Genomic DNA, 21,406 nt, shown 5'->3' with positions numbered 1-21,406 from the left:
GCGAGCGGCCGGGACGTGGGGGACCGCAGGGGCTTGCCTACAGGCCGTGCGCGGTGAGGAAGCCGGTGATCAGCCGCTCCCACTCCTCGGGGCACTCGTGCATCGGCACGTGGCCGGCGGCGAGTTCGACGTACTGCGCGCCGGGTATGTGCGTCGCCAGGTAGCGTGAGTGCGCGGGGTCGACCAGCTGGTCGTGGAGAGGGGCGATGACCAGCGTCGGGACGGCTATCCCCGGCAGGTCGGCGCGGATGTCCAGGGACCGTACGAGCGCCGCCTGGTCCGCCGAGCCGTCGGGCACCAGCTCCGGGCAGGGGTCCAGCAGCGCGTCCAGGTCGTCGTGCGGCAGGTCCTGGAGACGGCCGGGGGACCAGCTGCTGAGCGTGCGGGCCAGTGCCAGGCCCGTGTAGTCGTCCTGCGCCAGCAGGCGTTGCCAGAGCGCGAGCCAGAGGTCGGTACGGCGGTCCGGGACCGCCAGCCCCGCGGTCAGTACGAGGCCGCTGACGTGCTGCGGGTAGCGGGTGGCGGTGCGGACCGCGACGGCGGCGCCGAGCGAGTACCCGATGAAGGTGAAGGTCTCCAGTCCGGCGGCTACCGCGCCGTCGACGACCGCGTCGGTGAGGCCGTCCAGGGTGAGCGGCCCGACGGCGCGCGGGGTGCGGCCCGAGCCGGGGTAGTCGGGGGCGACGACGGTGTGGCCGGCGGCGAGCGCCGGTAAAAGGCGGGCGTAGTTCTCGTCGATGCTGCCGGTGGCGCCGTGGGCGAGGACGATGCCCGGGCCGGAACCGGTGACGGTGGCGGAGAGCGGAGGCAGGGGCCGGTGCGGGGAAAGGGGGGTGGTGTCGTTCCTCATACGGATGAGCATTCCCCGGCAGGAGGTGCGTACCTACGCGAAGGGCCCCCACCCGGTACGAAAACCGGACAGGGGCTCTTCCCAGGCTCAGGCCGAGATCAGAAGCGCCGCGTGATGAGCGCTCGCTTGACCTCCTGGATCGCCTTCGTGACCTCGATACCGCGCGGGCAGGCGTCCGTGCAGTTGAAGGTCGTACGGCAGCGCCAGACGCCGTCCTTGTCGTTCAGGATCTCCAGGCGCTGCTCGCCCGCCTCGTCACGCGAGTCGAAGATGAAGCGGTGCGCGTTGACGATCGCCGCCGGGCCGAAGTACTGGCCGTCGTTCCAGAACACCGGGCACGAGGTCGTGCACGCGGCGCACAGGATGCACTTGGTGGTGTCGTCGAAGCGCTCGCGGTCCTCGGCGGACTGCAGACGCTCGCGCGTCGGCTCGTTGGTGTCCTTCGTGATCAGGAAGGGCATCACGTCGCGGTACGCCTGGAAGAACGGCTCCATGTCCACGACCAGGTCCTTCAGGACCGTCAGGCCCTTGATGGCCTCGACCGTGATCGGCTTCTCAGGGTTGATGTCCTTGATCAGCGTCTTGCAGGCCAGCCGGTTCTTGCCGTTGATCCGCATGGCGTCGGAGCCGCAGATGCCGTGCGCGCAGGACCGGCGGAAGGTCAGGGTGCCGTCCTGCTCCCACTTGATCTTGTGCAGCCCGTCGAGCACGCGCTCCTTCGGGTCCAGCTCCAGCTGGAAGTCCTGCCACGACGCCTCGTCCGAGACCTCCGGGTTGAACCGGCGGATGCGGAAGGTGACGGTGATCTTCTGGAGTGCGGTGCTCTCGGCTGCGTCCAGCGCGTCCGAGTGCTTCTCAAGCGTGGGGGTGCTCATCAGTACTTACGCTCCATCGGCTGGTAGCGGGTCTGGACGACCGGCTTGTAGTCGAGGCGGATCGACTCCTTGCCGTCAGCGCCGACCTCGCGGTACGCCATGGTGTGCCGCATGAAGTTGACGTCGTCGCGGTTCGGGTAGTCCTCGCGGTAGTGACCGCCGCGGGACTCCTTGCGGGCCAGCGCGGAGACCGCCATGACCTCGGCCAGGTCGAGCAGGTTGCCCAGCTCGATGGCCTCCAGCAGGTCGGTGTTGAAGCGCTTGCCCTTGTCCTGGACGGAGACGTTCAGGTAGCGCTCGCGCAGCTCGCCGATCTTCTCGACCGCGGTCTTGATCGTCTGCTCGGTGCGGAACACCATCACGTTGGCGTCCATGCACTCCTGCAGCTCGGTGCGGAGCTTGGTCACGCTCTCCGTACCGTTCGAGTCGCGCAGCCGCTCGACCTGGTCCTGGACCTGCTTCGCCGGGTTCTCGGGCAGCTCGACGAACTCGCTCTTGTGCGCGTACTCCGCGGCGGCGATGCCCGCGCGGCGGCCGAACACGTTGATGTCGAGCAGCGAGTTGGTGCCCAGGCGGTTGGCGCCGTGCACGGAGACACAGGCGACCTCGCCGGCGGCGTACAGGCCCGGCACGACGGTGGTGTTGTCGGCCAGCACCTCGCCCTCGACGTTGGTCGGGATGCCGCCCATGGCGTAGTGCGCGGTCGGCTGGATCGGGATCGGGTCCGTGTAGGGCTCGATACCGAGGTAGGTCCGCGCGAACTCGGTGATGTCGGGCAGCTTGGCGTCCAGCTGCTCCGGCGGGAGGTGCGTGAGGTCGAGGTAGACGTGGTCGCCCTCGGGACCGCAGCCGCGGCCCTCGCGGATCTCCGTGTAGATGGAGCGCGAGACGACGTCACGCGAGGCGAGGTCCTTCATGACCGGCGCGTACTTCTCCATGAAGCGCTCGCCGTCCTTGTTGCGGAGGATGCCGCCCTCACCACGGGCGCCCTCCGTCAGCAGGATGCCCATCCGCCAGATGCCGGTCGGGTGGAACTGGAAGAACTCCATGTCCTCCAGCGGCAGCCCGCGGCGCCAGGCGGCGGCCTGGCCGTCACCGGTCAGGGTGTGCGCGTTGGAGGTCACCTTGAAGAACTTGCCGGTGCCGCCGGACGCGAAGATGATCGACTTCGCCTGGAAGACGTGGATCTCGCCGGTCGCCAGCTCGTAGGCGACGACACCGGCGGACTTCTTGACCCCGTCGACCTCGTTGAGCAGCAGGTCCAGGACGTAGAACTCGTTGAAGAACTCCACGCCCTCCTTGACGCAGTTCTGGTACAGCGTCTGGAGGATCATGTGGCCGGTGCGGTCCGAGGCGTAGCAGGACCGGCGGACCGGGGCCTCACCGTGGTTACGGGAGTGACCGCCGAAGCGGCGCTGGTCGATCGTGCCGTTCGGGGTGCGGTTGAACGGCAGGCCCATCTTCTCCAGGTCGAGGACGGAGTCGATGGCCTCCTTCGCGAGGATCTCGGCGGCGTCCTGGTCGACCAGGTAGTCGCCACCCTTGATCGTGTCGAAGGTGTGCCACTCCCAGTTGTCCTCCTCGACGTTGGCGAGGGCGGCGGCCATGCCGCCCTGCGCTGCGCCGGTGTGGGAGCGGGTCGGGTAGAGCTTCGTCAGGACGGCGGTGCGGCTGCGCTTGGTCGACTCGATGGCCGCGCGCATACCGGCGCCACCCGCGCCGACGATGACGGTGTCGTACTTGTGGATCTTCATTGTTCCAGTCAGCCCCGGCTTTAGCGGATGTTCGGGTCGAAGGTGAAGATCACCAGCGTGCCCAGAAGGACGGTGAACACCGTGGCGGCGTACAGCAGCATCTTCAGCCAGAAGCGGGTGTTGTCCCGCTGCGCGTAGTCGTTGATGACCGTACGCAGGCCGTTGGCGCCGTGCAGCATCGCCAGCCACAGCATGATCAGGTCCCATGCCTGCCAGAACGGCGAGGCCCAGCGACCGGCCACGAAGGCGAAGCCGATCTTGCTCACGCCGCCGTCCAGCACCAGCTGGACCAGCAGGTGGCCGAGGACCAGGACGACCAGCACGATGCCGGACAGCCGCATGAACAGCCAGCCGTACAGCTCGAAGTTGGTCCGGGTCGACTTCGGCGTCTTCTTCGTACGGGCGCGGGGCGGCTCGATGACGGGAGCCGGGTTGTCCACGTCGTACAGGGACACGGAGTCGTTCACAGGAGTCGTCTCAGCAGAGGACATCGCGCTTCATCAGCTCCCGAACAGCGTGCGCAGGGTGTGCTGCAGCACGGGGTAGAAGGCGCCGGCCATCAGGACGGCCCAGACACCGACAACGGTCCACAGCAGCTGCTTCTGGTACTTCGTGCCCTTGGACCAGAAGTCCACGGCCACGACGCGCAGGCCGTTGAGCGCGTGGAAGAGGATGGCGGCCACGAGGCCGTACTCCATCACGTTGACGAGAGGCGTCTTGTACGTGGCGACGACGTCGTCGTAGGCCTCCGGGGAGACACGAACGAGAGCGGTGTCGAGCACGTGCACGAACAGGAAGAAGAAAATGAGGACGCCGGTGACTCGATGAGCCACCCAGGACCACATACCTTCCCGGCCGCGATACAGCGTTCCAGCCGGCACGGAAAAACCCTCCGGGAGCGGGGACTGGGGCCGGCCGGCTTCACTGTCGGTCTGGCCCGGCCGGGTACGGTCCACCGGCCCTGGCCATCGTAGCGACGACTTGTCGGTTCCTCCCGCCGGGGTCCTCATGTGTGATCAATCAAGCACGGACGGGCGATCGGACGGCCTAACGCACGGGGAGAAAGGCGATCATCACGGACTTTCGCCCGCAAGGTGATCGCCCGCAAGGTGTTCGCCCGCAAGGTGGGCAAGGCGCCCCCGGGCGATCCGGCGCAGCTCGTCGGCGGCGATGGCGCGCTCCTCGTCCGGCTCGTGTCCCAGCCGGTCCCTGATCCCGCTCAGCACGCGGTCCAGCAGCTCGTCCTCGCGCAGCCCGTCCAGGCAGATCACGAAGGCGTGCCGGAAGCGGCGCTCGTACTCGGCGTGCGCGGCGCGCAGCGCGGTGTGCGCCGCGAGGGTGCCGCGGCCGCGGGCACCGGCGAGCGGCTGCGGGGAGAGGGACTCCTCGGCGAGCGCCTCGGTGAGATCGCCCGGGCTGAGGTCGTAGCTGGCCTCGTCGGCGGCGGCCAGCAGCGCTTCCAGGTCGGGATACGGGCGGTGCGCGGCGATCCGGCGGGCCCAGCGGTGGCTGCCGCAGCAGCCGAGCAGCGCGGCCTCGGCGGCGCCCGCGGCGGCCGAATTGAAGCGGTCGAGTCCGGACGCGCCGTCGGGCAGCGTCCGCCGCGGCCGGCACTTCTGCGAAGGTATGCCGGAACGGGGAGCGTGCAGCGTGGTCGGCGGGGCGGCCGGGGGCTCGCTGGTCAGCGTGATCTCCTCGGGAAACAGGGGACTACGCGCATGGGGCGCGGACCGGGACGACTCCGATAGAGCCTGCGCGCCGTCGGGGGCGGCGAGGGCTCCGGGAAAGGGGAGGCAGATGAGACGTCACCGTAACGACGCAAGCCGTCTTCTGTCCGACGGATGCGCGAATTTCACCCGGATGAGAGAGCTTTCGCGCGCGTAGTGGACGGGACATTTCTCTAGCTGGCCATACTTCGCCCTGGAAAGGGAGGTTTGCGTAGATGAGGAAGCTGACGGCATGGGTGGCACTGGCCGCCTCGGCCCTGGCCATCACCGGCTGCTCGGACGGCTCCGCGCAGCACGGCGGCGGCAGCGGCGCTGGAGAGCAGGATTCCAAGTCGCCCACGTCCGCGGCGTCCTCCGCGGCGCCCACACCCCGCTGGGCCGCGGTCAAGGGGCCCCCGCGCACGATCCCCGCCGTCCGCGGCTTCAAGGCGGCCGACGGCACCGGCTGGCGCGTCTCGAAGAACGCCCGCGTCGTCGTCCCGGCCGGGCAGCAGAGCCCGGTCGCCGACGAGGCCCGCCGGCTCGCCGCCGACCTCGGCGGCCTGAAACTGTCCTGGAAGGACGACGCGCGCCCCGGCGACGTCGAGCTGACGCTCTCGGGCAAGGGCAAGGCGGCGGGCGAGAACAACGCGGCCCCCGCGAGCACCTCCGACGAGGCGTACACGATCACCGCACGCGACACCCGCCTCACCCTGACCGCGCCCACCGACACCGGAATCTTCAACGCCACCCGCACGGTCGTGCAGTCCGTACGGGCCTCCGGCGGCGTCCCCGAGGGCACCGTCCAGGACCGCCCCGACCGGGCCCAGCGCGGCCTGCTCGTCGACACCGCGCGCAAGCACTTCAGCGCGGACTGGCTGGAGAAGCGCATCCGCGAGATGGCCGATCTCAAGCTCAACCAGCTCCAGCTGCACTTCTCCGACGACCAGGCGTTCCGCATCGAGAGCTCCAGTCACCCGGAGATCGTCTCCAAGGACCATCTGACCAAGGACCAGGTCCGGCACCTGGTGAAGCTCGCCCGCGAGCTGCACATCACCGTCATCCCCGAGATCGACTCGCCGGGCCACCTCGGCGCGGTGATCGACAAGCACCCCGAGCTCCAGCTGCGCAGCGCCGCGGGTGTGTCCCAGCGCGGCGCGATCGACATCTCGCAGCCCAAGGCCGCGCAGATCGTCGACGACCTGCTGAAGGAGTACGCCAAGCTGTTCGCCGAGGAGGGCGTGCCGGGACCGCGCTGGCACCTGGGCGGCGACGAGTACCGCGCCCTGACCGTGAAGTCGCCCGGCGCCACCTACCCGCAGCTCGCGCGCGCCGCCACCAAGAAGTACGGCGCGCAGGCCACCGTCCAGGACCTGACGACCGGCTGGCTCAACGACCGCGAGAAGACCCTGCGGAAGGCGGGCGTGCAGCACGTCGAGGCGTGGAACGACGGCTTCCACGACTCCAAAGTGGTCACCCCGGACAAGGACCGCACGGTCGCGTACTGGACCGGCAAGGAGATCGGCGCGAACGACCCGGCCGCGTTCCTGAAGGAGGGCCGCAGGGTCGTCAACCTCAACGACGAATACCTGTACTACGTCCTCGGCCAGCCGAACGACTTCACCTACCCGACCGGCGAGCGGATCTACAAGGAGTGGACCCCGGCCGTGCTGCGCGGCACCAAGCCGGTCCCGGCCTCGCTCGCCGGGCCCGACCGCATCCCCGGCGCGCGTTTCGGCGTCTGGTGCGACCTCGCCCAGTCCCAGACCACCGAGCAGGTCGCCCGCGGCATCCGGCTGCCGCTCGCCGCGCTCTCCCAGAAGGTCTGGGACCCGCGCAAGCCGTCGCTGTCCTGGACGGACTTCAAGACCCGCGCGGCGACGGTGGCGCCCGCGCGCTGAGCGGTACGGAGGAGTGGTACGGACGTACGCCTTCACCCCGGTATGTCACGGTCCGCTGTGACGTTCCCGCGCTCCGGCACGCTGTACGGCGCAGCAAGGGAAGTGCCCGGTGCGAAGGGGAAGGCGTACGTCATGAGCCTGGTGGAACTGGTCGCGCGTGCTGATGCGCGCGGGCTGGCGGCGAGCGGCCTCGCCTGCCTGGACCGCTGCCTGCCGCTGCTCGGCGCGGACGACGACGCGCTGCGCCCGCTGTGGGCGAGCCTGACGGCGGACGGCGCCGAGTGGGGCATCGAGCTGACCGCCGTACGGGCCCTGCTGCCCAAGGCGTCGCCGGACGAGGAGGAACCGGCCGCGCTGGCCCGCCGGATGGCGGACGGCGCGCCGTCCGACCGCTCCGACGAGGGCGCGGTCCGCGCCTGGGCCGACGACTGCTCGCAGGCGGCACTCCGCGTCCACCACCTGCTGGACGCCGCCGGCAAGCCGTACGAGGGCGCGGAGACCCTGGAGGACCGCCGCGCGGGCCGTACGGACGGCATGACCCCGCTGGTCGAGGCCGAGCTCCGGCGCCAGACGACGATCCTGGAGCTGCTGGCCGGGCACGGCCCCGCGGGCCTGCGGCAGGCGGTGGAGATCTCCGCCGAGGGGCGCCGCGTGCTGCGCGCGGTGGTCTCGCGGCAGGCACGCGGCGCCGCCTGATCAGCGGGCCGGATTACCGGATCAGGGCGTCAGCTGCTGCCCCGGCCGGGCGCCCGTCGGCGTACCGAGCCGGGTCGGGCCGCCCTTGAACCACACGACGCGGCCGACGAGGCCCGTGTCGCGGTAGTTGAGCGCCACGTCCGCGTGGCCGTCGCCATTCAGGTCGCCCCAGGCGGTCGCGGCGCCCCACTGGTCGCCGGACTCGTTCGCGCCGGGCACACCCGCGCTCGACTGGGTCAGCGCGTCCATGCCGCCGCACTGTGACATTCGCGTCCGCTGCGCCATTTCCGTCTACTGTGACATTTCCGTCCGCTCGGACGCTGATGACTGTGGAGGCACAGGTGCCCTGATCCGTGCCGCGCCGCCGCGACCGCCGCGGATCCGCCGAGAAGAGGACAACGGGGTTGGGCCGGGTTCCGCGGCCGGACCGCGACCATCGCCCGGCACCGGGCGCTGGACCTGCTGCGCCGCCAGAAGGTACGGCCGCGCGCTGCCGCGTTCGAGCCGGACCCGGTCGAGCTCCCGGGCCCGCACAGCACCTCCGAGCAGGCCCTGGAGACGCTCTCGACCGAACGGGTGCCGACCCTGATCGCGGGACTCCCGCGCGACCAGGGCGAGGCCGTACTGCTGCGCGTCGTGGTCGGCTTCGACGGCCCGGCCGCCGCCCGCGTCCTGGGCAAGCGGCCCGGCGCCGTACGCACGTCGGCCCACCGCGGACTGCAGCGGCCGGCGGAACAGCTGGGAGTACGGCGGAACGGGGAAGAACGAAGCGGAACGATGGACAAGAGGCGAAGGTGAGGAAGCCACGCATGGGCGGCGGTTCCAGGAACGCCGGTGCGGCGTCCGGAGAAGACGACACGGGCGGCCTCTCCGAGCTGGCCGAACTACTCGGCGTCACGGTGCGGGCCGACTCGGCCGCGACGCCTGAGGGGGAGGAGCGGGCGGTCGCGGCGTTCCGCGCGGCGCGGGACGCGCGGGCGTCGACGGCGGGTGCCCGGCTGTGGGGCGGCCGGCTGCGGGGCAGCCGGCGCCCGAGGCGTACCGGGTTGCCGGTGCGCGCCGCGCTCGGCACGCTGCTGGCGTCGGTGATGCTCGGCGGCGTGGCGGCCGCGTCGATGGGCGCGTTCTCCGGCAGTACTCCGGACCGCCCCGCCCCGTCCCGCACGGCACCCGCTCACGCCGTACCACCCTCCGACCGCCCGACCCTCCCGGCGCGTCCGACCGTCCCGCTGCTCCGGCCCCCGGACGCCTCGCCGGATGCACCGCGGACGCCCGACGGGCCCGGTAAGCCCAGTCACCACGACAGGCCGAAGCCGCAGCCCAAGCCGAAGCCGGGGCCGGGGGCGAAGGAGAGCAAGCCGCCGAAGCCTCAGCAGGAAAAGAAGACGCCCCCGAAGCCCCACCACGGCAAGGCGAAGCCCCCGCAGCCCCATCGGGAAAAGGCGCCGCACGCGCCCAAGGCGAACAAATAAAGAAGAAAAGGGGGACGGCCGGGGCCGCCACCCCCCACAGGAGAGGCCCCGGCCGTCGTTCGAGGGAGGGCCGCACCGGGCCCTCATCATCTACAGCGCCGCCGGGTCCAAAAGCGTCACAGTGGCGTCACGCGCCGTACGGGTGCCCGCATCCCGGCGACTCTGGACGCAGAGCGGCCGATGCCCGTAACGTGCAGGTCCGCGCCGGTCGGTGCGCTTGCCACGCGTCCTGCGGCGGCCCTGCGGGTCCGGTGGACGAGAGCCAGGCGTACTTACTTCGGCGTAGGGGGCACCACGGGATACCGTCGGCGCCAGAAGATGTTCCTTTACCTGCGGTAGCCGGATGCCGGCAGCAGACGTAGGCAGCAACGACCGGGCGGCGGATGCTCCGCGTGCGACAGGATGGACCCGTGCAAGGGGACGACACTCAGCCGGACGACAGCCGGTTGACGGTCGCCGTACAGGCGGCACAGGACGGTGACGAGACGGCCTTCCGTACCGTCTACCGGGCTGTACATCCCCGTCTGCTGGGATATGTACGGACCTTGGTGGGCGAAGCGGACGCCGAGGACGTCGCCTCCGAAGCCTGGCTGCAGATCACCCGGGACCTCGCCCGCTTCAGCGGCGACGCCGACCGCTTCCGCGGCTGGGCGGCCCGCATCGCCAGGAACCGCGCGCTCGACCACATCCGTATGCGCGGCCGCCGCCCGGCCATCGGCGGCGACGAGAGCGAGCTCACAGAGAAGCCGAGCCCGTCCGACACGGTCGACGAGGCGCTGGAGTCGCTCGGTACGGGACGCGCGTTCCGGCTGATCGGCCAGCTCCCGCAGGACCAGGCCGAGGCGGTCGTGCTGCGCGTGGTCGTCGGGCTGGACGCCAAGAGCGCGGCCGGGGTGCTCGGCAAGCGCCCGGGCGCGGTCCGCACGGCCGCCCACCGCGGACTGCGCCGGCTCGCCGAACTGATCACCGACCGCGACGACGATCCGACCGCCCGTGAAGAGGCCGCGCCGGAGCAACCGGAAGGGCTTCCGGACCGTCCTGTACCAGGGAGCAGGCCGGCCGGCGGGCCCGTGGGAGGGGTGCCCTTCCCGCGCCGCGGCTGCCGGACCGGCGGAACGGAATCGTACGTACCAGGTGTGACGGAAACGGCTGCACGGACGCAGAAGGACATGTGATGGCCGACGACCGGTACAGCTGGCTCGACAAGAACGCCGCGGAGAATTTGCTGCGCGGCGAACGGGTCGATGCCGCCGGCGGCTTCGGCGCGGACGAGCTGAACGACCTGCTGAGCGCCGCCGCGGTGGCCGGTACCCGCCCGTCGGCGGAGGCCCCGCTGCCCGGCGAGGAGGCCGCGGTCGCCGCGTTCCGCCAGGTTTCGTCGGGAAGGTCTACGCGCGACACTGCCGCGGCCGGTGGCGCGGCGCGGGCCTCAGCGGAGGACGGCATACCCGTGGTGCGGTCCGTGCCGCGCGGCGGCGCGTCCCGCACCGCTGAACGCGCTCGCTTCGGCCGCCCGTTCCGGCGCGGCCTCGCCGTCGCCCTCGCCGGCTGCGCGCTCGGCGGCGTCGCGGTGGCCGCCGGTACGGGCGTCCTCCCCTCTCCCTTTCAAGGCGGCCACCCCGGCCCGTCGCCGAGCGTCACGTCGGCCGCCACGCCCAGCCTCCTGGAGAGCCAGGGCCCCGATGCGGACTCCTCGGACGACGCCGCGCAGTCCCCCGACGCGAGCCCGGACTCCTCGTCGCCCGCCAGGCCCACGTCCCCCGACGCGTCGGACGGCGGGTCGACGCCCGGCCGTGAGGGCACCGGGGACTCTTCGACGCTCCCGCTGCCGGAGCTCACTCCCGGAGGCGGCGGCCTGAACACCGACAAGGCGAAGCGCCGGGCGGCGATGCTCGCCCTCTGCCGCGACTACGAAGCGGGCCGCACGTCGCCCAAGGACCGCCAGCGCCTGGAGCGGACGATGGGCGGCGCGGAAAAGCTGCACACCTTCTGCAAGCAGTACCTCCAGCAGAACGGCCTCACGGGCGGCCTGGGCAGCTCGGACCCGACCCCCGACTCCGGCCTCACCGGAGGCTCCGGCTCCACGGAAGACGGCGGCACTTCCGGCGGCAACGACTCCTCCGACGGCCGCGACTCGGGCGACGACAGCAAGACGGGCGACGACGAAAGCCACCCAGAAGTCGCCCCGACGACGACTTCCCCGAGCCCCACGACTGCTCCGGTCACCACCACGCCGACCCCCTCCACCACACCGTCCCCGGTCGGCTGACACCCCTCCTGACCATCGGGTGTGACGTTTTTCGAGCCGGTGACGCTGTACGTACTGAAGCCGACTGGTCATCGGCTGCGCGGGAGCCGGGGTTCCCCCCGTACCTACGGCACCGCGCGTTCGGCGCGAGCGGGGCACGTTCCCCCGGCCCCGCTCGCGCCCTTTTTTGCGCCTAAGCCGGCGCCGCTCTCGCGGATGTGGTTCTCGCCGTTGTGGTTGCTCAATTGATGGTTGCTGTTTGAGCTGCTGGGTTATTTGTATATGACGACCTTCGTTCCCGGGCTGACCTGCTGGAACAGGTCCGCGATCTTCTTCTTGTCGCGGACGTTGACGCAGCCGTGGGACGCGCCCGTGTAGCCGCGGGCGGCGAAGTCGCTGGAGTAGTGGATCGCCTGGCCGCCGCTGAAGAACATGGCGTACGGCATGGGTGTGTCGTAGATCGTCGAGACGTGGTGGCGGCTCTTGAAGGTGATGCCGAAGGTGCCTTCGCGGGTGGGGGTGTACTGCGAGCCGAAGCGCACGTCCATCGCCGAGACGACCTTGCCGTCAACCATCCAGGCCAGCGTGTCACTCTTCTTGCTGATACAGATCACCCGGCCCGTCAGGCACCGCTTGTCGGGAGCCGCGACCGGCCGGCTCGTGGGCGGGTACAGCTCGTCGCGCGTCGGAGAGTGCGTCCGTACGCGGAGGGCGCTCAGCGTTGCCGCGTCCACGCTGCCGGTCCGGGGGAGGCCCTGGGCGCGCTGGAAGGCCGTGACCGCGGCGGCCGTGACGGAGCCGTAGTACCCCGTCGGGTTGCGGTCGAAGTGCTTCAACTGGCGGAGGCGGGCCTGCAGTTCGCGTACTCGCTCGCTGCGGGCCCCGGGCGCGAGCACCGGCTTCGGCGGCGTCGTCGGCGGCCGGGTCGCGGGCGCGTGCGTGGACGGCGGCGCGGCCGGTGTCGTCGGGAGCGAGGCGCTCGGCGCAGGCGCGGCGCCCTTGCCGTCGTCGATCCGTACCCGCATCTCCTTGCAGCCGGTCGTCACCGACAGCGTGGCGGTCAGCACCAGCGTCCCGGCCAGCGCGCGGACCGTCCTGCTGCGACGCCCACGGCGTCCACGGCGCCTGCGACACATGCGACGCATATCCCACCCCTGTGGTCTCACCCGCCCCTCCCCATGCTTCCCGGCGCTGCGGCCCGCCGAACCTGCGGCCATGCTGGGAGTCATGCTGTGAGCAAGGTCCTAGCCTGCGCCCCTCCACGGGGCGCACGGTCGCCGCTACAGTCCGTCGCGAAGGCACTTCATTACTGAGTAGTAGTCCACTGAGTAGTTGTCCAGCGTTACTGAGCAGCAGTACAGCGGGAGGCAGGCACCATGGCGCGCGAGTCCGGCAGCTCTCGACACACCGAGAGCGGATTGCCCATCGAGCCCGTTTACGGTCCGGACGCCCTCGGCGACTGGGACCCGGCGGAGAAGCTGGGCGAGCCCGGCGCCTACCCGTACACCCGCGGCGTGTACCCGACGATGTACACGGGACGCCCCTGGACGATGCGCCAGTACGCCGGATTCGGTACGGCCGCCGAGTCGAACGCCCGGTACAAGCAGCTGATCGCGAACGGCACGATGGGCCTCTCCGTCGCCTTCGACCTGCCGACCCAGATGGGCCACGACTCCGACGCGCCGATCGCCAGCGGCGAGGTCGGCAAGGTCGGCGTGGCGATCGACTCGATCGAGGACATGCGGGTGCTGTTCGGCGGCATCCCGCTGGACAAGGTCTCCACCTCGATGACCATCAACGCGCCCGGCGCCCTGCTGCTGCTCCTGTACCAACTCGTCGGCGAGGAGCAGGGCGTGGACCCCGCGAAGCTCACCGGCACCATCCAGAACGACGTGCTGAAGGAGTACATCGCCCGCGGCACGTACATCTTCCCGCCCAAGCCGTCGCTGCGGCTGATCGCGGACATCTTCAAGTACTGCAAGGCCGAGATCCCGAAGTGGAACACCATCTCGATCTCCGGCTACCACATGGCCGAGGCCGGTGCCTCGCCCGCGCAGGAGATCGCCTTCACCCTCGCGGACGGCATCGAGTACGTACGGACCGCCGTCGCGGCCGGCATGGACGTGGACGACTTCGCGCCCCGGCTGTCGTTCTTCTTCGTCGCCCGCACGACCATCCTCGAAGAGGTCGCCAAGTTCCGTGCGGCGCGCCGCATTTGGGCCCGGGTGATGAAGGAGGAGTTCGGCGCGAAGAACCCCAAGTCGCTGATGCTGCGCTTCCACACGCAGACCGCGGGCGTGCAGCTGACGGCCCAGCAGCCCGAGGTGAACCTCGTCCGCGTCGCCGTCCAGGGCCTCGGTGCGGTCCTCGGCGGCACGCAGTCGCTGCACACCAACTCCTTCGACGAGGCCATCGCGCTGCCGACCGACAAGTCCGCGCGGCTGGCGCTCCGTACGCAGCAGGTGCTGGCGTACGAGACGGACGTGACGGCCACCGTCGACCCGTTCGCCGGGTCCTACGTCGTCGAGAAGATGACCGACGACGTCGAGGCCGCGGCCGTCGAACTGATGGGCAAGGTCGAGGAGCTGGGCGGCGCGGTGGCCGCCATCGAGCACGGCTTCCAGAAGAGCGAGATCGAGCGCAGCGCGTACCGCATCGCCCAGGAGACCGACTCGGGCGAGCGCGTCGTGGTCGGCGTCAACCGCTACCAGCTCGACGAGGAGGAGCCGTACGAGCCGCTCCGCGTCGACCCGGCCATCGAGGCGCAGCAGGCCGAGCGGCTGAAGAAGCTGCGCGCCGAGCGGGACCAGGCCGCGGTGGACGCGGCGCTGGCCGACCTGAAGAAGGCCGCCGAGGGCACGGACAACGTCCTGTACCCGATGAAGGACGCGCTGAAGGCCAAGGCGACGGTCGGCGAGGTCTGCAACACGCTGCGCGAGGTGTGGGGGGCTTACGTCCCGACGGACGCCTTCTGAGCGAGCCTGCTTTGTGAATGAGTGGGCGCGGGCGATGTCGCCCGCGCCCTGCGTCAAACTGTTCGTATGTCGTCACCGCGCCGCACCTGCCCCGTCTGCACCAGAGAGATCGCCGTGGTCGGCGGGCGGTTCGCCCGGCACGACCCGCCGGGGCGGCGTACGGGGCTGGAGCTCATCTCCTGCCCCGGCTCGCGGCGGATGGCGCCCATGATGGCGCCGGCGGAGAAGCTGTTCGACCCGGAGGAGCCGCCGTTCCCGGGGCAGCAGCCGCTGTTCTGAAGCTTTACGGGCGGCGGGCGCGGTCTGAGCTTGTTACGGCGCTTACGGCGCTTACGGCGCTTACGGCGCGAGAATGTCCAGCTCGGCCATCGCGCCGACGGTGATCTCGCGCGTCAGTTCCTCCGCGCGGGCCGCGTCGCCCGTGCGTACCGCCTCCGCGACCTGGACGTGCAGGGTGACCGCCGCCGGGTCCGGGTCGGTGAACATCACGTGGTGGTGGGTGCGGCCGGTCAGGATCGCCGCCACCACGTCGTTGAGCCGGGCGAACATCTCATTGCCCGAGGCCGTGAGCAGGGTCTTGTGGAAGGCCGTGTCGTGGACGAGGTACGCCTCCAGCTGCTGGCCGCGTGACGTGGCGACCATGCCCATGGCGTGCTCGGTGAGCGCCGCGCACTGGTCGGGCGTGGCGTGCCGGGCGGCCAGGCCCGCCGCGGCCGGCTCGATGGCGCAGCGCAGCACGGTGAGCGAGCGCAGCTGGCGGGGGCGGTCGGCGCCGGCCAGCCGCCAGCGGATGACCCGCGGATCGAAGACGTTCCACTCCTCGGTGGGGCGTACGGTCACGCCCACCCGGCGCCGGGATTCCACCAGGTGCATGGACTCCAGGACCCGGATCGCCTCGCGGATGACGGTGCGGGAGACGTCGAAGCGCTGGGCCAGCTCGTCGGTGCGGAGCACCGTGCCCGGGCAGTGCTCGCCCGCGGTGATCTCCGGCCCGAGGGACTCCAGCACCCTGGCATGCAGCCCCTGCCCCGTGTTCTCCATGGGATAAGCCTACGTTCCCGGGGTCCCGGCACTTTAAGTATGACTTTTATGTCACAGGCTCTTGAATACGTCGTACCTAATGAGTTTCAGTAGGGCGATGCATTCGAGCCACTCAGGTGGCTCGGAACGCCAAGTCAATGAGGACGAACGAGCGAGGTAGACCGCGATGAGCACCCCCCATGTCATCGTCGTGATGGGAGTCGCCGGCACCGGCAAGACGACGATCGGACCGCTCGTCGCCGATGCGCTGGATGTCCCGTACGCCGAGGGAGACGACTTCCATCCCCCGGCCAACATCGCCAAGATGTCCGCCGGCACCCCGCTCGACGACGCCGACCGCTGGCCCTGGCTCGACGCCATCGGCGCCTGGGCGCACGGCCGGGCCGGCAAGGGCGGGGTGGTCAGCAGCTCCGCGCTGAAGCGGGCCTACCGCGACCGGCTGCGGGCCGAGGCCCCCGGCATCGTCTTCCTGCACCTCACCGGCTCCCGCGAGCTGATCGCGGGCCGCATGGCCGAGCGCAAGGGGCACTTCATGCCGACCGCGCTCCTCGACTCCCAGTTCGCCACCCTGCAGCCGCTCGGCGACGACGAGCGGGGCGTGGCGGTGGACGTCTCCGGGACCCCCGAAGAGATCACCGAGCGGGCCGTCGCCGCGCTGCGACAGCTCGACGAGGGCACCGCTCCGGCCACCACCGAGCTCTGATCAGGAGCCGCATCCCCGAGCTCTGAACCGGCCCCTTCCCACGGGGTCCGGTCCCGAGCCGTACCCATGAGCTCCGATCGTGAGACCGGGCTCCAACCGAAGGAAAAGCCGTGACCCATCTCAGCGTCGAGATGATGGCAGCGGACGCGGTCGAGCCGATCACCTCGGCCGGCAACGCGCAGCTGGGCATCTCCGTGCTCGTCGGCATCGCCGTCATCGTCCTGCTCATCACCAGATTCAAGCTGCACGCCTTTCTGTCTCTGACCATCGGCTCGCTGGTGCTCGGCGCGGCGGCCGGTGCGCCGCTGGACAAGGCGATCACCAGCTTCACCAACGGCCTGGGCTCGACCGTCGCGGGCGTGGGCGTACTGATCGCGCTCGGCGCGATCCTCGGCAAGCTGCTCGCCGACTCGGGCGGCGCCGATCAGATCGTCGATACGATCCTCGCCAAGTCCAGCCGGCGGATGATGCCGTGGGCGATGGTCCTGATCGCCGCGATCGTCGGTCTGCCGCTCTTCTTCGAGGTCGGCATCGTGCTGCTGATCCCGGTCGTGCTGCTGGTCGCCAAGCGCGGCAACTTCTCCCTGATGCGGATCGGCATCCCGGCGCTGGCGGGTCTCTCCGTCATGCACGGGCTGATCCCGCCGCACCCCGGCCCGCTCGTCGCCATCGACGCGATCAAGGCCAACCTGGGCCTCACCCTCGGCCTCGGCGTGCTCGTCGCCATCCCGACCGCGATCCTGGCCGGCCCGGTCTTCGCCCGCTTCGCCTCCCGCTGGGTGGACATCGCCCCGCCGGAGAAGATGATCCCCCAGCGCCCCTCCGAGGACCTGGAAAAGCGCCCCAGCTTCGCCGCGACCCTCTCCACCGTCCTGCTGCCGGTCGTCCTGATGCTCGCCAAGGCCCTGGTCGACATCATCGTCGACGACCCCGAGCAGCACGTGCAGCGCGTCTTCGACGTCATCGGCTCCCCGCTGATCGCCCTGCTGGTAGCGGTCCTGGTAGGCATGTTCACCCTCGGCAAGGCCGCCGGCTTCAGCGCCGGCCGCCTCTCCTCCACCGTCGAGAAGTCCCTCGCCCCCATCGCCGGCATCCTGCTGATCGTCGGCGCGGGCGGCGGCTTCAAGCAGACCCTGGTCGACGTCGGTGTCGGTCAGATGATCCTGGACATGTCCAAGGACTGGGGCCTGCCGGCACTGCTGCTGGCCTGGCTGATCGCGGTTGCCATCCGCCTCGCGACCGGCTCCGCGACGGTCGCCACGGTCTCCGCCGCCGGCCTCGTCGCCCCGCTCGCCGCCGACATGACCCCCACCCACGCGGCCCTCATGGTCCTCGCCGTCGGCGCCGGCTCCCTCTTCTTCAGTCACGTCAACGACGCGGGCTTCTGGCTGGTGAAGGAGTACTTCGGCATGAACGTCGGCCAGACGATCAAGACCTGGTCCCTGATGGAAACGGTCATCTCCGTCGTCTCGATCGTGGTCGTGCTGCTGCTGTCACTGGTGTTGTAGCCGCGCCACCAGTAACCCCGAAGGGCCGTACGGGCACCCCGCCCGTACGGCCCTTACGCATGTGCCGGCGAACCGCTCAGCCCATGATCGCGCGCTTCAGTCGGGGTGTCAGTGGGCGTTCCACGAAGCGGTACAGGCACCAGGCCAGGGTGAGCATCAGGGTCAGGACCAGGGGGAATGTGGCTGCGGCGGGGAGGCCGAGGTCCTGGTGGAGGAGTTGTACGGCTACCCAGCCCAGGTGTTCGTGTATCAGGTAGAAGGGGTAGGTCAGGGCGCCTGCGACGGTCAGCCAGTGCCAGTTCGCCCAGCGGAGTTTGCCGAGGGCGATGGCCGCTATCAGGAGGTAGCCGAGGGTGATGACCGCGACGATGCCGAGGGAGGGGCGGTAGGAGAAGGCGTCCGGCATGTCCGCCGGGTGCCAGAGGCGGGTGACCGCGTAGTGCTGGCCGAGCAGCCAGCTGACAGCGACGATCGCCCAGCCGGCGGTGTCCCGGCTGCCGTAGCGGTGGATCAGGTAGAAGCCGATGCCGCCGATGAAGAACGGCGCGTATTCGGGCATCAGGACGATGTCGAGGAGGGAGTTGTTCGCCGCCTCGGCGATGACTGCCGCAAGAGTCCAGCCCGCGCAGAACAGCACCACGCGGCTGCGGGTGGCGCCCGGGAGGACGACGCAGAGGGCGAAGAGCGCGTAGAAGCGCATCTCGGCCCAGAGGGTCCAGCAGACGCCGAGGACGCGGTCCACGCCCAGGGGCATCTGGAGCATGGTGAGGTTCGTCAGGGCGTCGGTGGGGGAGACCGCCTCGTATGCGACCCAGGGGAGGGCGAAGACCACGGTGACGAGGATGACCGCCGCCCAGTACGCCGGGAACAGGCGCGAGACGCGCGAGGCGAAGAACGCGCGTAGTGGGCGGCCCCAGCCGCTCATGCAGATGACGAAGCCGCTGATGACGAAGAAGATCTGGACGCCGAGGCAGCCGTACGCGAAGTACCCCGAGGCGGTGGGGAATTGGTAGGCGGGCGAACTGCCCCAGGCGTCGCCGATCTCGCCGTCCCGGCCGCCGTAGTGGTACGCGGCGACCATCAGGGCGGCGAGCAGGCGCAGTCCGTCCAGGGCGCGCAGCCGGGTGGGGCCGGCGGCGCGCGGCGGAACGGCGGTGGAAGGCGCAGGCGCTCCCGTGGTGCGGGGGAGCGTGGGGGGAGCCGGTGCGGTGGTCATCCGAACGCGGCCCGCTTCTTCAGCCTGCGCTGCACGGAGCGGGCGCGCCTCGCGACCCTGCGTACCGTGGCGTTGCGCGGGATGAACGCCAACTGGACCGGGACACCGCCGGGCAGCGCCAGCGCGGTGAGCCGGCGGCGCTTGAAGTAGCGCCAGGTCGTCTCGTCCAGGTGGGCCGAGAGGTAACGCTCGGCGGCCGGGCGGAGGTTCGGGTAGATCTGGTGCTGCATCGCGTACCCGACCGCCTTGACCAGGCCGGTCAGGTCGCGCGCGACCTCGCTCTCGGTGGGCGGCGTCCAGCGGGCCACCGCGGTCGCGTCGGACAGCGGGGGCAGCAGCGCGTCGACGATCGTGACCGGGATGCGGTTGCTGTTCTGGTACGGGGCGAGCCGCTCCAGCAGCAGGTCGGTGCCGATGCGGGCGGCGGGCAAGCCGTAGAACGCGGTGGCGGTCAGCAGCGCGGTGGAGAAGCAGCCGACGACCAGTGCGGGCTTGAGGCGCTGGTACAGGACCTCGGCGAGCTGCGGAGTGTCCAGCACGGTCAGCTCGGCGCCGAGCCGCTCCGCCTCCTCCTCCAGGACGCGCGACCAGCGCGCGGGCGCGGTCGGGTGCGGCTTGAAGATCACCTGACGGTGGCCCAGATCAACGGCCCCGCGCAGCATTTGGACGTGCAGCTCCTCCTCTTCCTCGGGGGTGAGGATGGAGAGCGCGGAGAGGTACTGGCCCAGCAGCAGGGCGCCGCCCTCGGCCGGTACGACTGCGGTACTGCCCTGGTCCGCCGCCTCGGCCAGCTCGGCGAGGACCGCGAGGAACGGCTCGGTGGGCACGGTCTCGGCGGGCACGCCGAACTCCGTGAGGAGGAGCGGCTTCAGGCCCGATACGAGGTCCAGGTGGAGCAGCCGCCGGATGCGGGTGCCGACCAGCGGGTCGAGCTTGGAGCGGGTCGGGCCGTAGCTCATCAGGCCGTCGGCGTAGACCTCGACCGGCGCGCCCTGGAAGATCTGGCAGAGGGCCAGGGCCGGGTTGACCTGGATGGACTCGACGATCAGCTCGACGGGGGAGTCGCCGAGGTCCCAGAGGAGGCGCAGATGGCGCTCCCACAGGGGCGCGTCGTCGCCGCGCGGGGACCAGCCGCCGGGGTGGAACGGGCTGATCGCCTCGTTCCAGGACCGCACCTCGTCGAAGCGGCCGCGCAGCCGCTCGAAGCCCGGCATGGTGTCCACCGACGGGGTGGTCTCCGGAATCGCGGCATTGTTGCTGACCAGCAGGATCCGGCGGTCGGCCGGCTCGAAGCGGTCGGCGTCCAGGGCTGCGGCCAGCGTGGCGGCGCCGTACAGCGTGGACGCGAAGAAGATCTGCGTACGCGGCCCGGCGGACCACGCGGAGAATCCGGCGGCGGACATCAGGCGGCCACCTCCGCCGGGACCGGCTTGCGGCGGAGCCGACGCAGCCGGGAAGCGCGCTGTACATCCATGGAATCGAGGGCTTCCTTCAAAACGTCCTGCGGCATTCGCTTCAATGCCGCGGCACTCATCGAACGCAATTTACGGGCCACCTGCGGCTCGAAACGGTCGATCGAACCGAGGTGGTGGGAAATGATCGCGCAATACGTCCGGACCGCCTTCGGCAGCAGCACATCGGCGTCCCGGTCCTTGGCCGTCTCATCGATGACCTGGTCGAATGCGCGAATGAAGTCCAGCTGGCGGACGTCGCCGATCTGGGTCAGCGAGGAGGCCACGCCGCGCCGGTAGAACACGCCCAGCATCCCGAGCACCGCCATCGACTCCGCCTCGCGGTGCAGCCGCCAGATCCACGGCCGGTCCTCGGCCGTGCGCAGCCCGTGACGGAAGTGCAGCACCCCGTCGTCCAGCAGCCGCCGGTGGTACATCCCGGCCCAGGCGAACGCGTAGTCCACCGAGGTGGAGCGGTCGGCGGGCAGGATCAGCTCGCGCGGGTCCAGGACGACGTTGCGGCGGCCGTACGGCACCCGGTGCACGGAGCGTGCCCGCGCGGTGCACTGCACGTGGTCGGTGCGGACGAAATCGCAGCCGAGGCTTTCGATCGCGCCGAGGAGTTCCTGGTAATAACCCGGCGCCAGCCAGTCGTCGCCGTCCAGGAAGGTGATGTATTCACCCCGGGCCGCGTCCAGGCCGGTGTTCCGGGCGGTGGCCAGGCCGCCGTTCTGCTCGTGCCGCAGCAGCCGGGCGCCCGGGAGCTCGCGCTCGGCGCGCTCCAGAATCTGCGGCGTCCCGTCGCGAGAGCAGTCGTCGACGAGCAGGAATTCGAAGTCGTCACGGGCATTGGCCGCGAGACTTCTCAGGGTGTCGGGCGCGTATGTCTGCACGTTGTAGAACGGCACGATGACGGAGAGCTTAACCACTCAGGAGACGTTAGGTGCGGCTCCGGCATTCGTCTTTGCCGTATGGGGGCGCTTGGGTGAACGAAGAATGGCGGAATGGTT

The 21,406-nt window shown here is 70.6% G+C and carries 21 protein-coding genes and 1 pseudogene; 10 read left to right on the top strand and 12 right to left on the bottom strand.

Going from position 1 to position 21,406, the window contains the following annotated elements; genetic code table 11:
- Positions 1–37: 37 nt before the first annotated feature.
- The 6 genes from AB0I82_RS29425 to AB0I82_RS29400 all read right to left on the bottom strand — a co-directional run bounded on the left by AB0I82_RS29425 (position 38) and on the right by AB0I82_RS29400 (position 5,074).
- Positions 38–850 carry an alpha/beta hydrolase gene (locus tag AB0I82_RS29425; RefSeq protein ID WP_363260431.1) on the bottom strand — a complete coding sequence of 271 codons (813 nt, stop codon included), beginning with the start codon at positions 848–850 and terminating at the stop codon, positions 38–40.
- 98 nt (positions 851–948) lie between these two features.
- Positions 949–1,725, bottom strand: a complete 777-nt coding sequence (locus tag AB0I82_RS29420) for a succinate dehydrogenase iron-sulfur subunit (protein ID WP_363260430.1) — start codon at positions 1,723–1,725, stop codon at positions 949–951.
- On the bottom strand, positions 1,725–3,479 hold the full coding sequence (gene sdhA, locus AB0I82_RS29415; RefSeq protein WP_363260429.1) for a succinate dehydrogenase flavoprotein subunit: 1,755 nt from the start codon (positions 3,477–3,479) through the stop codon (positions 1,725–1,727). The genes AB0I82_RS29420 and sdhA overlap by 1 nt, the downstream gene beginning before the upstream one ends.
- A gap of 20 nt (positions 3,480–3,499) precedes the next feature.
- The gene (locus tag AB0I82_RS29410) at positions 3,500–3,970 is read right to left on the bottom strand and encodes a succinate dehydrogenase hydrophobic membrane anchor subunit (RefSeq protein WP_363260428.1); all 471 of its coding nucleotides are present in this window, start codon (positions 3,968–3,970) and stop codon (positions 3,500–3,502) included.
- 9 nt (positions 3,971–3,979) lie between these two features.
- Positions 3,980–4,360, bottom strand: a complete 381-nt coding sequence (gene sdhC, locus AB0I82_RS29405; RefSeq protein ID WP_030254126.1) for a succinate dehydrogenase, cytochrome b556 subunit — start codon at positions 4,358–4,360, stop codon at positions 3,980–3,982.
- Between the two features lie 192 nt (positions 4,361–4,552).
- A complete protein-coding gene (locus AB0I82_RS29400) occupies positions 4,553–5,074 on the bottom strand; it encodes a 2-oxo-4-hydroxy-4-carboxy-5-ureidoimidazoline decarboxylase (protein WP_363260704.1) in 522 nt (173 codons plus the stop codon).
- A gap of 347 nt (positions 5,075–5,421) precedes the next feature.
- Here AB0I82_RS29400 and AB0I82_RS29395 point away from each other — a divergent pair, with 347 nt between their 5' ends.
- Positions 5,422–7,086, top strand: coding sequence for a glycoside hydrolase family 20 protein (locus AB0I82_RS29395; RefSeq protein WP_363260427.1), 1,665 nt, complete (start codon positions 5,422–5,424; stop codon positions 7,084–7,086).
- Between the two features lie 132 nt (positions 7,087–7,218).
- Positions 7,219–7,782: a hypothetical protein gene (locus AB0I82_RS29390; RefSeq protein WP_363260426.1), complete on the top strand. Its 564-nt coding sequence runs from the start codon at positions 7,219–7,221 to the stop codon at positions 7,780–7,782.
- Positions 7,783–7,803: 21 nt separating this feature from the next.
- Here the strand turns inward: AB0I82_RS29390 and AB0I82_RS29385 are convergent, their stop codons facing one another.
- Complete coding sequence (locus AB0I82_RS29385; RefSeq protein ID WP_363260425.1) at positions 7,804–8,031, bottom strand: hypothetical protein; 228 nt, start codon at positions 8,029–8,031, stop codon at positions 7,804–7,806.
- A gap of 159 nt (positions 8,032–8,190) precedes the next feature.
- Between AB0I82_RS29385 and AB0I82_RS29380 the strand changes: the two are divergent.
- The 4 genes and pseudogenes from AB0I82_RS29380 to AB0I82_RS29365 form a co-directional block, all read left to right on the top strand.
- Positions 8,191–8,580 (top strand): annotated as a pseudogene (locus AB0I82_RS29380) (sigma factor-like helix-turn-helix DNA-binding protein); the annotation flags it as partial.
- A complete protein-coding gene (locus AB0I82_RS29375) occupies positions 8,577–9,254 on the top strand; it encodes a hypothetical protein (protein ID WP_363260424.1) in 678 nt (225 codons plus the stop codon). The pseudogene AB0I82_RS29380 and the gene AB0I82_RS29375, both read left to right, overlap by 4 nt.
- A gap of 410 nt (positions 9,255–9,664) precedes the next feature.
- On the top strand, positions 9,665–10,429 hold the full coding sequence (locus tag AB0I82_RS29370; RefSeq protein WP_363260422.1) for an RNA polymerase sigma factor: 765 nt from the start codon (positions 9,665–9,667) through the stop codon (positions 10,427–10,429).
- On the top strand, positions 10,429–11,523 hold the full coding sequence (locus AB0I82_RS29365; protein WP_363260420.1) for a hypothetical protein: 1,095 nt from the start codon (positions 10,429–10,431) through the stop codon (positions 11,521–11,523). Before AB0I82_RS29370 ends, AB0I82_RS29365 begins: the two co-directional genes overlap by 1 nt.
- A gap of 251 nt (positions 11,524–11,774) precedes the next feature.
- Here the strand turns inward: AB0I82_RS29365 and AB0I82_RS29360 are convergent, their stop codons facing one another.
- Positions 11,775–12,647 (bottom strand): L,D-transpeptidase family protein, encoded by an 873-nt coding sequence (locus tag AB0I82_RS29360; protein ID WP_363260419.1) that lies wholly within the window; start codon positions 12,645–12,647, stop codon positions 11,775–11,777.
- 231 nt (positions 12,648–12,878) lie between these two features.
- Between AB0I82_RS29360 and AB0I82_RS29355 the strand changes: the two genes are divergently transcribed.
- Together AB0I82_RS29355 and AB0I82_RS29350 are read left to right on the top strand one after the other, a co-directional pair.
- Positions 12,879–14,477, top strand: coding sequence for a methylmalonyl-CoA mutase family protein (locus AB0I82_RS29355; protein ID WP_363260418.1), 1,599 nt, complete (start codon positions 12,879–12,881; stop codon positions 14,475–14,477).
- A 66-nt stretch (positions 14,478–14,543) separates the two neighbouring features.
- Complete coding sequence (locus tag AB0I82_RS29350) at positions 14,544–14,756, top strand: hypothetical protein (protein ID WP_030254100.1); 213 nt, start codon at positions 14,544–14,546, stop codon at positions 14,754–14,756.
- Positions 14,757–14,816: 60 nt separating this feature from the next.
- On the opposite strand, the gene AB0I82_RS29345 is transcribed toward AB0I82_RS29350, so the two are convergent.
- Positions 14,817–15,518, bottom strand: a complete 702-nt coding sequence (locus tag AB0I82_RS29345) for an FCD domain-containing protein (RefSeq protein WP_363260417.1) — start codon at positions 15,516–15,518, stop codon at positions 14,817–14,819.
- 166 nt (positions 15,519–15,684) lie between these two features.
- On the opposite strand from AB0I82_RS29345, the gene AB0I82_RS29340 reads away from it, so the two are divergent.
- Entirely contained in the window at positions 15,685–16,221 is a 537-nt protein-coding gene (locus tag AB0I82_RS29340; protein WP_363260416.1) for a gluconokinase, read from the top strand.
- Positions 16,222–16,331: 110 nt separating this feature from the next.
- Positions 16,332–17,729: a gluconate:H+ symporter gene (locus AB0I82_RS29335; protein ID WP_363260415.1), complete on the top strand. Its 1,398-nt coding sequence runs from the start codon at positions 16,332–16,334 to the stop codon at positions 17,727–17,729.
- Between the two features lie 76 nt (positions 17,730–17,805).
- On the opposite strand, the gene AB0I82_RS29330 is transcribed toward AB0I82_RS29335, so the two are convergent.
- The 3 genes from AB0I82_RS29330 to AB0I82_RS29320 are packed head-to-tail and all read right to left on the bottom strand — an operon-like array spanning position 17,806 to position 21,325.
- A complete protein-coding gene (locus AB0I82_RS29330; protein ID WP_363260414.1) occupies positions 17,806–18,945 on the bottom strand; it encodes an acyltransferase in 1,140 nt (379 codons plus the stop codon).
- Positions 18,942–20,348, bottom strand: a complete 1,407-nt coding sequence (locus AB0I82_RS29325; RefSeq protein ID WP_363260413.1) for a polysialyltransferase family glycosyltransferase — start codon at positions 20,346–20,348, stop codon at positions 18,942–18,944. Before AB0I82_RS29325 ends, AB0I82_RS29330 begins: the two co-directional genes overlap by 4 nt.
- Entirely contained in the window at positions 20,348–21,325 is a 978-nt protein-coding gene (locus AB0I82_RS29320) for a glycosyltransferase family 2 protein (protein ID WP_363260412.1), read from the bottom strand. The genes AB0I82_RS29325 and AB0I82_RS29320 overlap by 1 nt, the downstream gene beginning before the upstream one ends.
- Positions 21,326–21,406 lie beyond the last annotated feature (81 nt).

It is taken from the genome of Streptomyces sp. NPDC050315 (assembly GCF_040655775.1).
GTDB lineage: Bacteria > Actinomycetota > Actinomycetes > Streptomycetales > Streptomycetaceae > Streptomyces.
Note: the sequence above shows the minus strand (reverse complement) of the source record. Positions and strands in the feature narration are given on the sequence as shown.

Bases quoted from the DNA above. Each gene is read 5' to 3' on its own strand.
- AB0I82_RS29345 (WP_363260417.1), bottom strand. From the start codon at position 15,518: ATGGAGAACACGGGGCAGGGGCTGCATGCCAGGGTGCTGGAGTCCCTC.
- AB0I82_RS29330 (WP_363260414.1), bottom strand. From the start codon at position 18,945: ATGACCACCGCACCGGCTCCCCCCACGCTCCCCCGCACCACGGGAGCG.
- sdhA (WP_363260429.1), bottom strand. From the start codon at position 3,479: ATGAAGATCCACAAGTACGACACCGTCATCGTCGGCGCGGGTGGCGCC.
- AB0I82_RS29360 (WP_363260419.1), bottom strand. From the start codon at position 12,647: ATGCGTCGCATGTGTCGCAGGCGCCGTGGACGCCGTGGGCGTCGCAGC.
- AB0I82_RS29325 (WP_363260413.1), bottom strand. From the start codon at position 20,348: ATGTCCGCCGCCGGATTCTCCGCGTGGTCCGCCGGGCCGCGTACGCAG.
- AB0I82_RS29355 (WP_363260418.1), top strand. From the start codon at position 12,879: ATGGCGCGCGAGTCCGGCAGCTCTCGACACACCGAGAGCGGATTGCCC.
- AB0I82_RS29385 (WP_363260425.1), bottom strand. From the start codon at position 8,031: ATGGACGCGCTGACCCAGTCGAGCGCGGGTGTGCCCGGCGCGAACGAG.
- AB0I82_RS29340 (WP_363260416.1), top strand. From the start codon at position 15,685: ATGAGCACCCCCCATGTCATCGTCGTGATGGGAGTCGCCGGCACCGGC.
- AB0I82_RS29390 (WP_363260426.1), top strand. From the start codon at position 7,219: ATGAGCCTGGTGGAACTGGTCGCGCGTGCTGATGCGCGCGGGCTGGCG.
- AB0I82_RS29420 (WP_363260430.1), bottom strand. From the start codon at position 1,725: ATGAGCACCCCCACGCTTGAGAAGCACTCGGACGCGCTGGACGCAGCC.
- AB0I82_RS29395 (WP_363260427.1), top strand. From the start codon at position 5,422: ATGAGGAAGCTGACGGCATGGGTGGCACTGGCCGCCTCGGCCCTGGCC.
- AB0I82_RS29410 (WP_363260428.1), bottom strand. From the start codon at position 3,970: ATGTCCTCTGCTGAGACGACTCCTGTGAACGACTCCGTGTCCCTGTAC.
- AB0I82_RS29425 (WP_363260431.1), bottom strand. From the start codon at position 850: ATGAGGAACGACACCACCCCCCTTTCCCCGCACCGGCCCCTGCCTCCG.
- AB0I82_RS29365 (WP_363260420.1), top strand. From the start codon at position 10,429: ATGGCCGACGACCGGTACAGCTGGCTCGACAAGAACGCCGCGGAGAAT.
- AB0I82_RS29350 (WP_030254100.1), top strand. From the start codon at position 14,544: ATGTCGTCACCGCGCCGCACCTGCCCCGTCTGCACCAGAGAGATCGCC.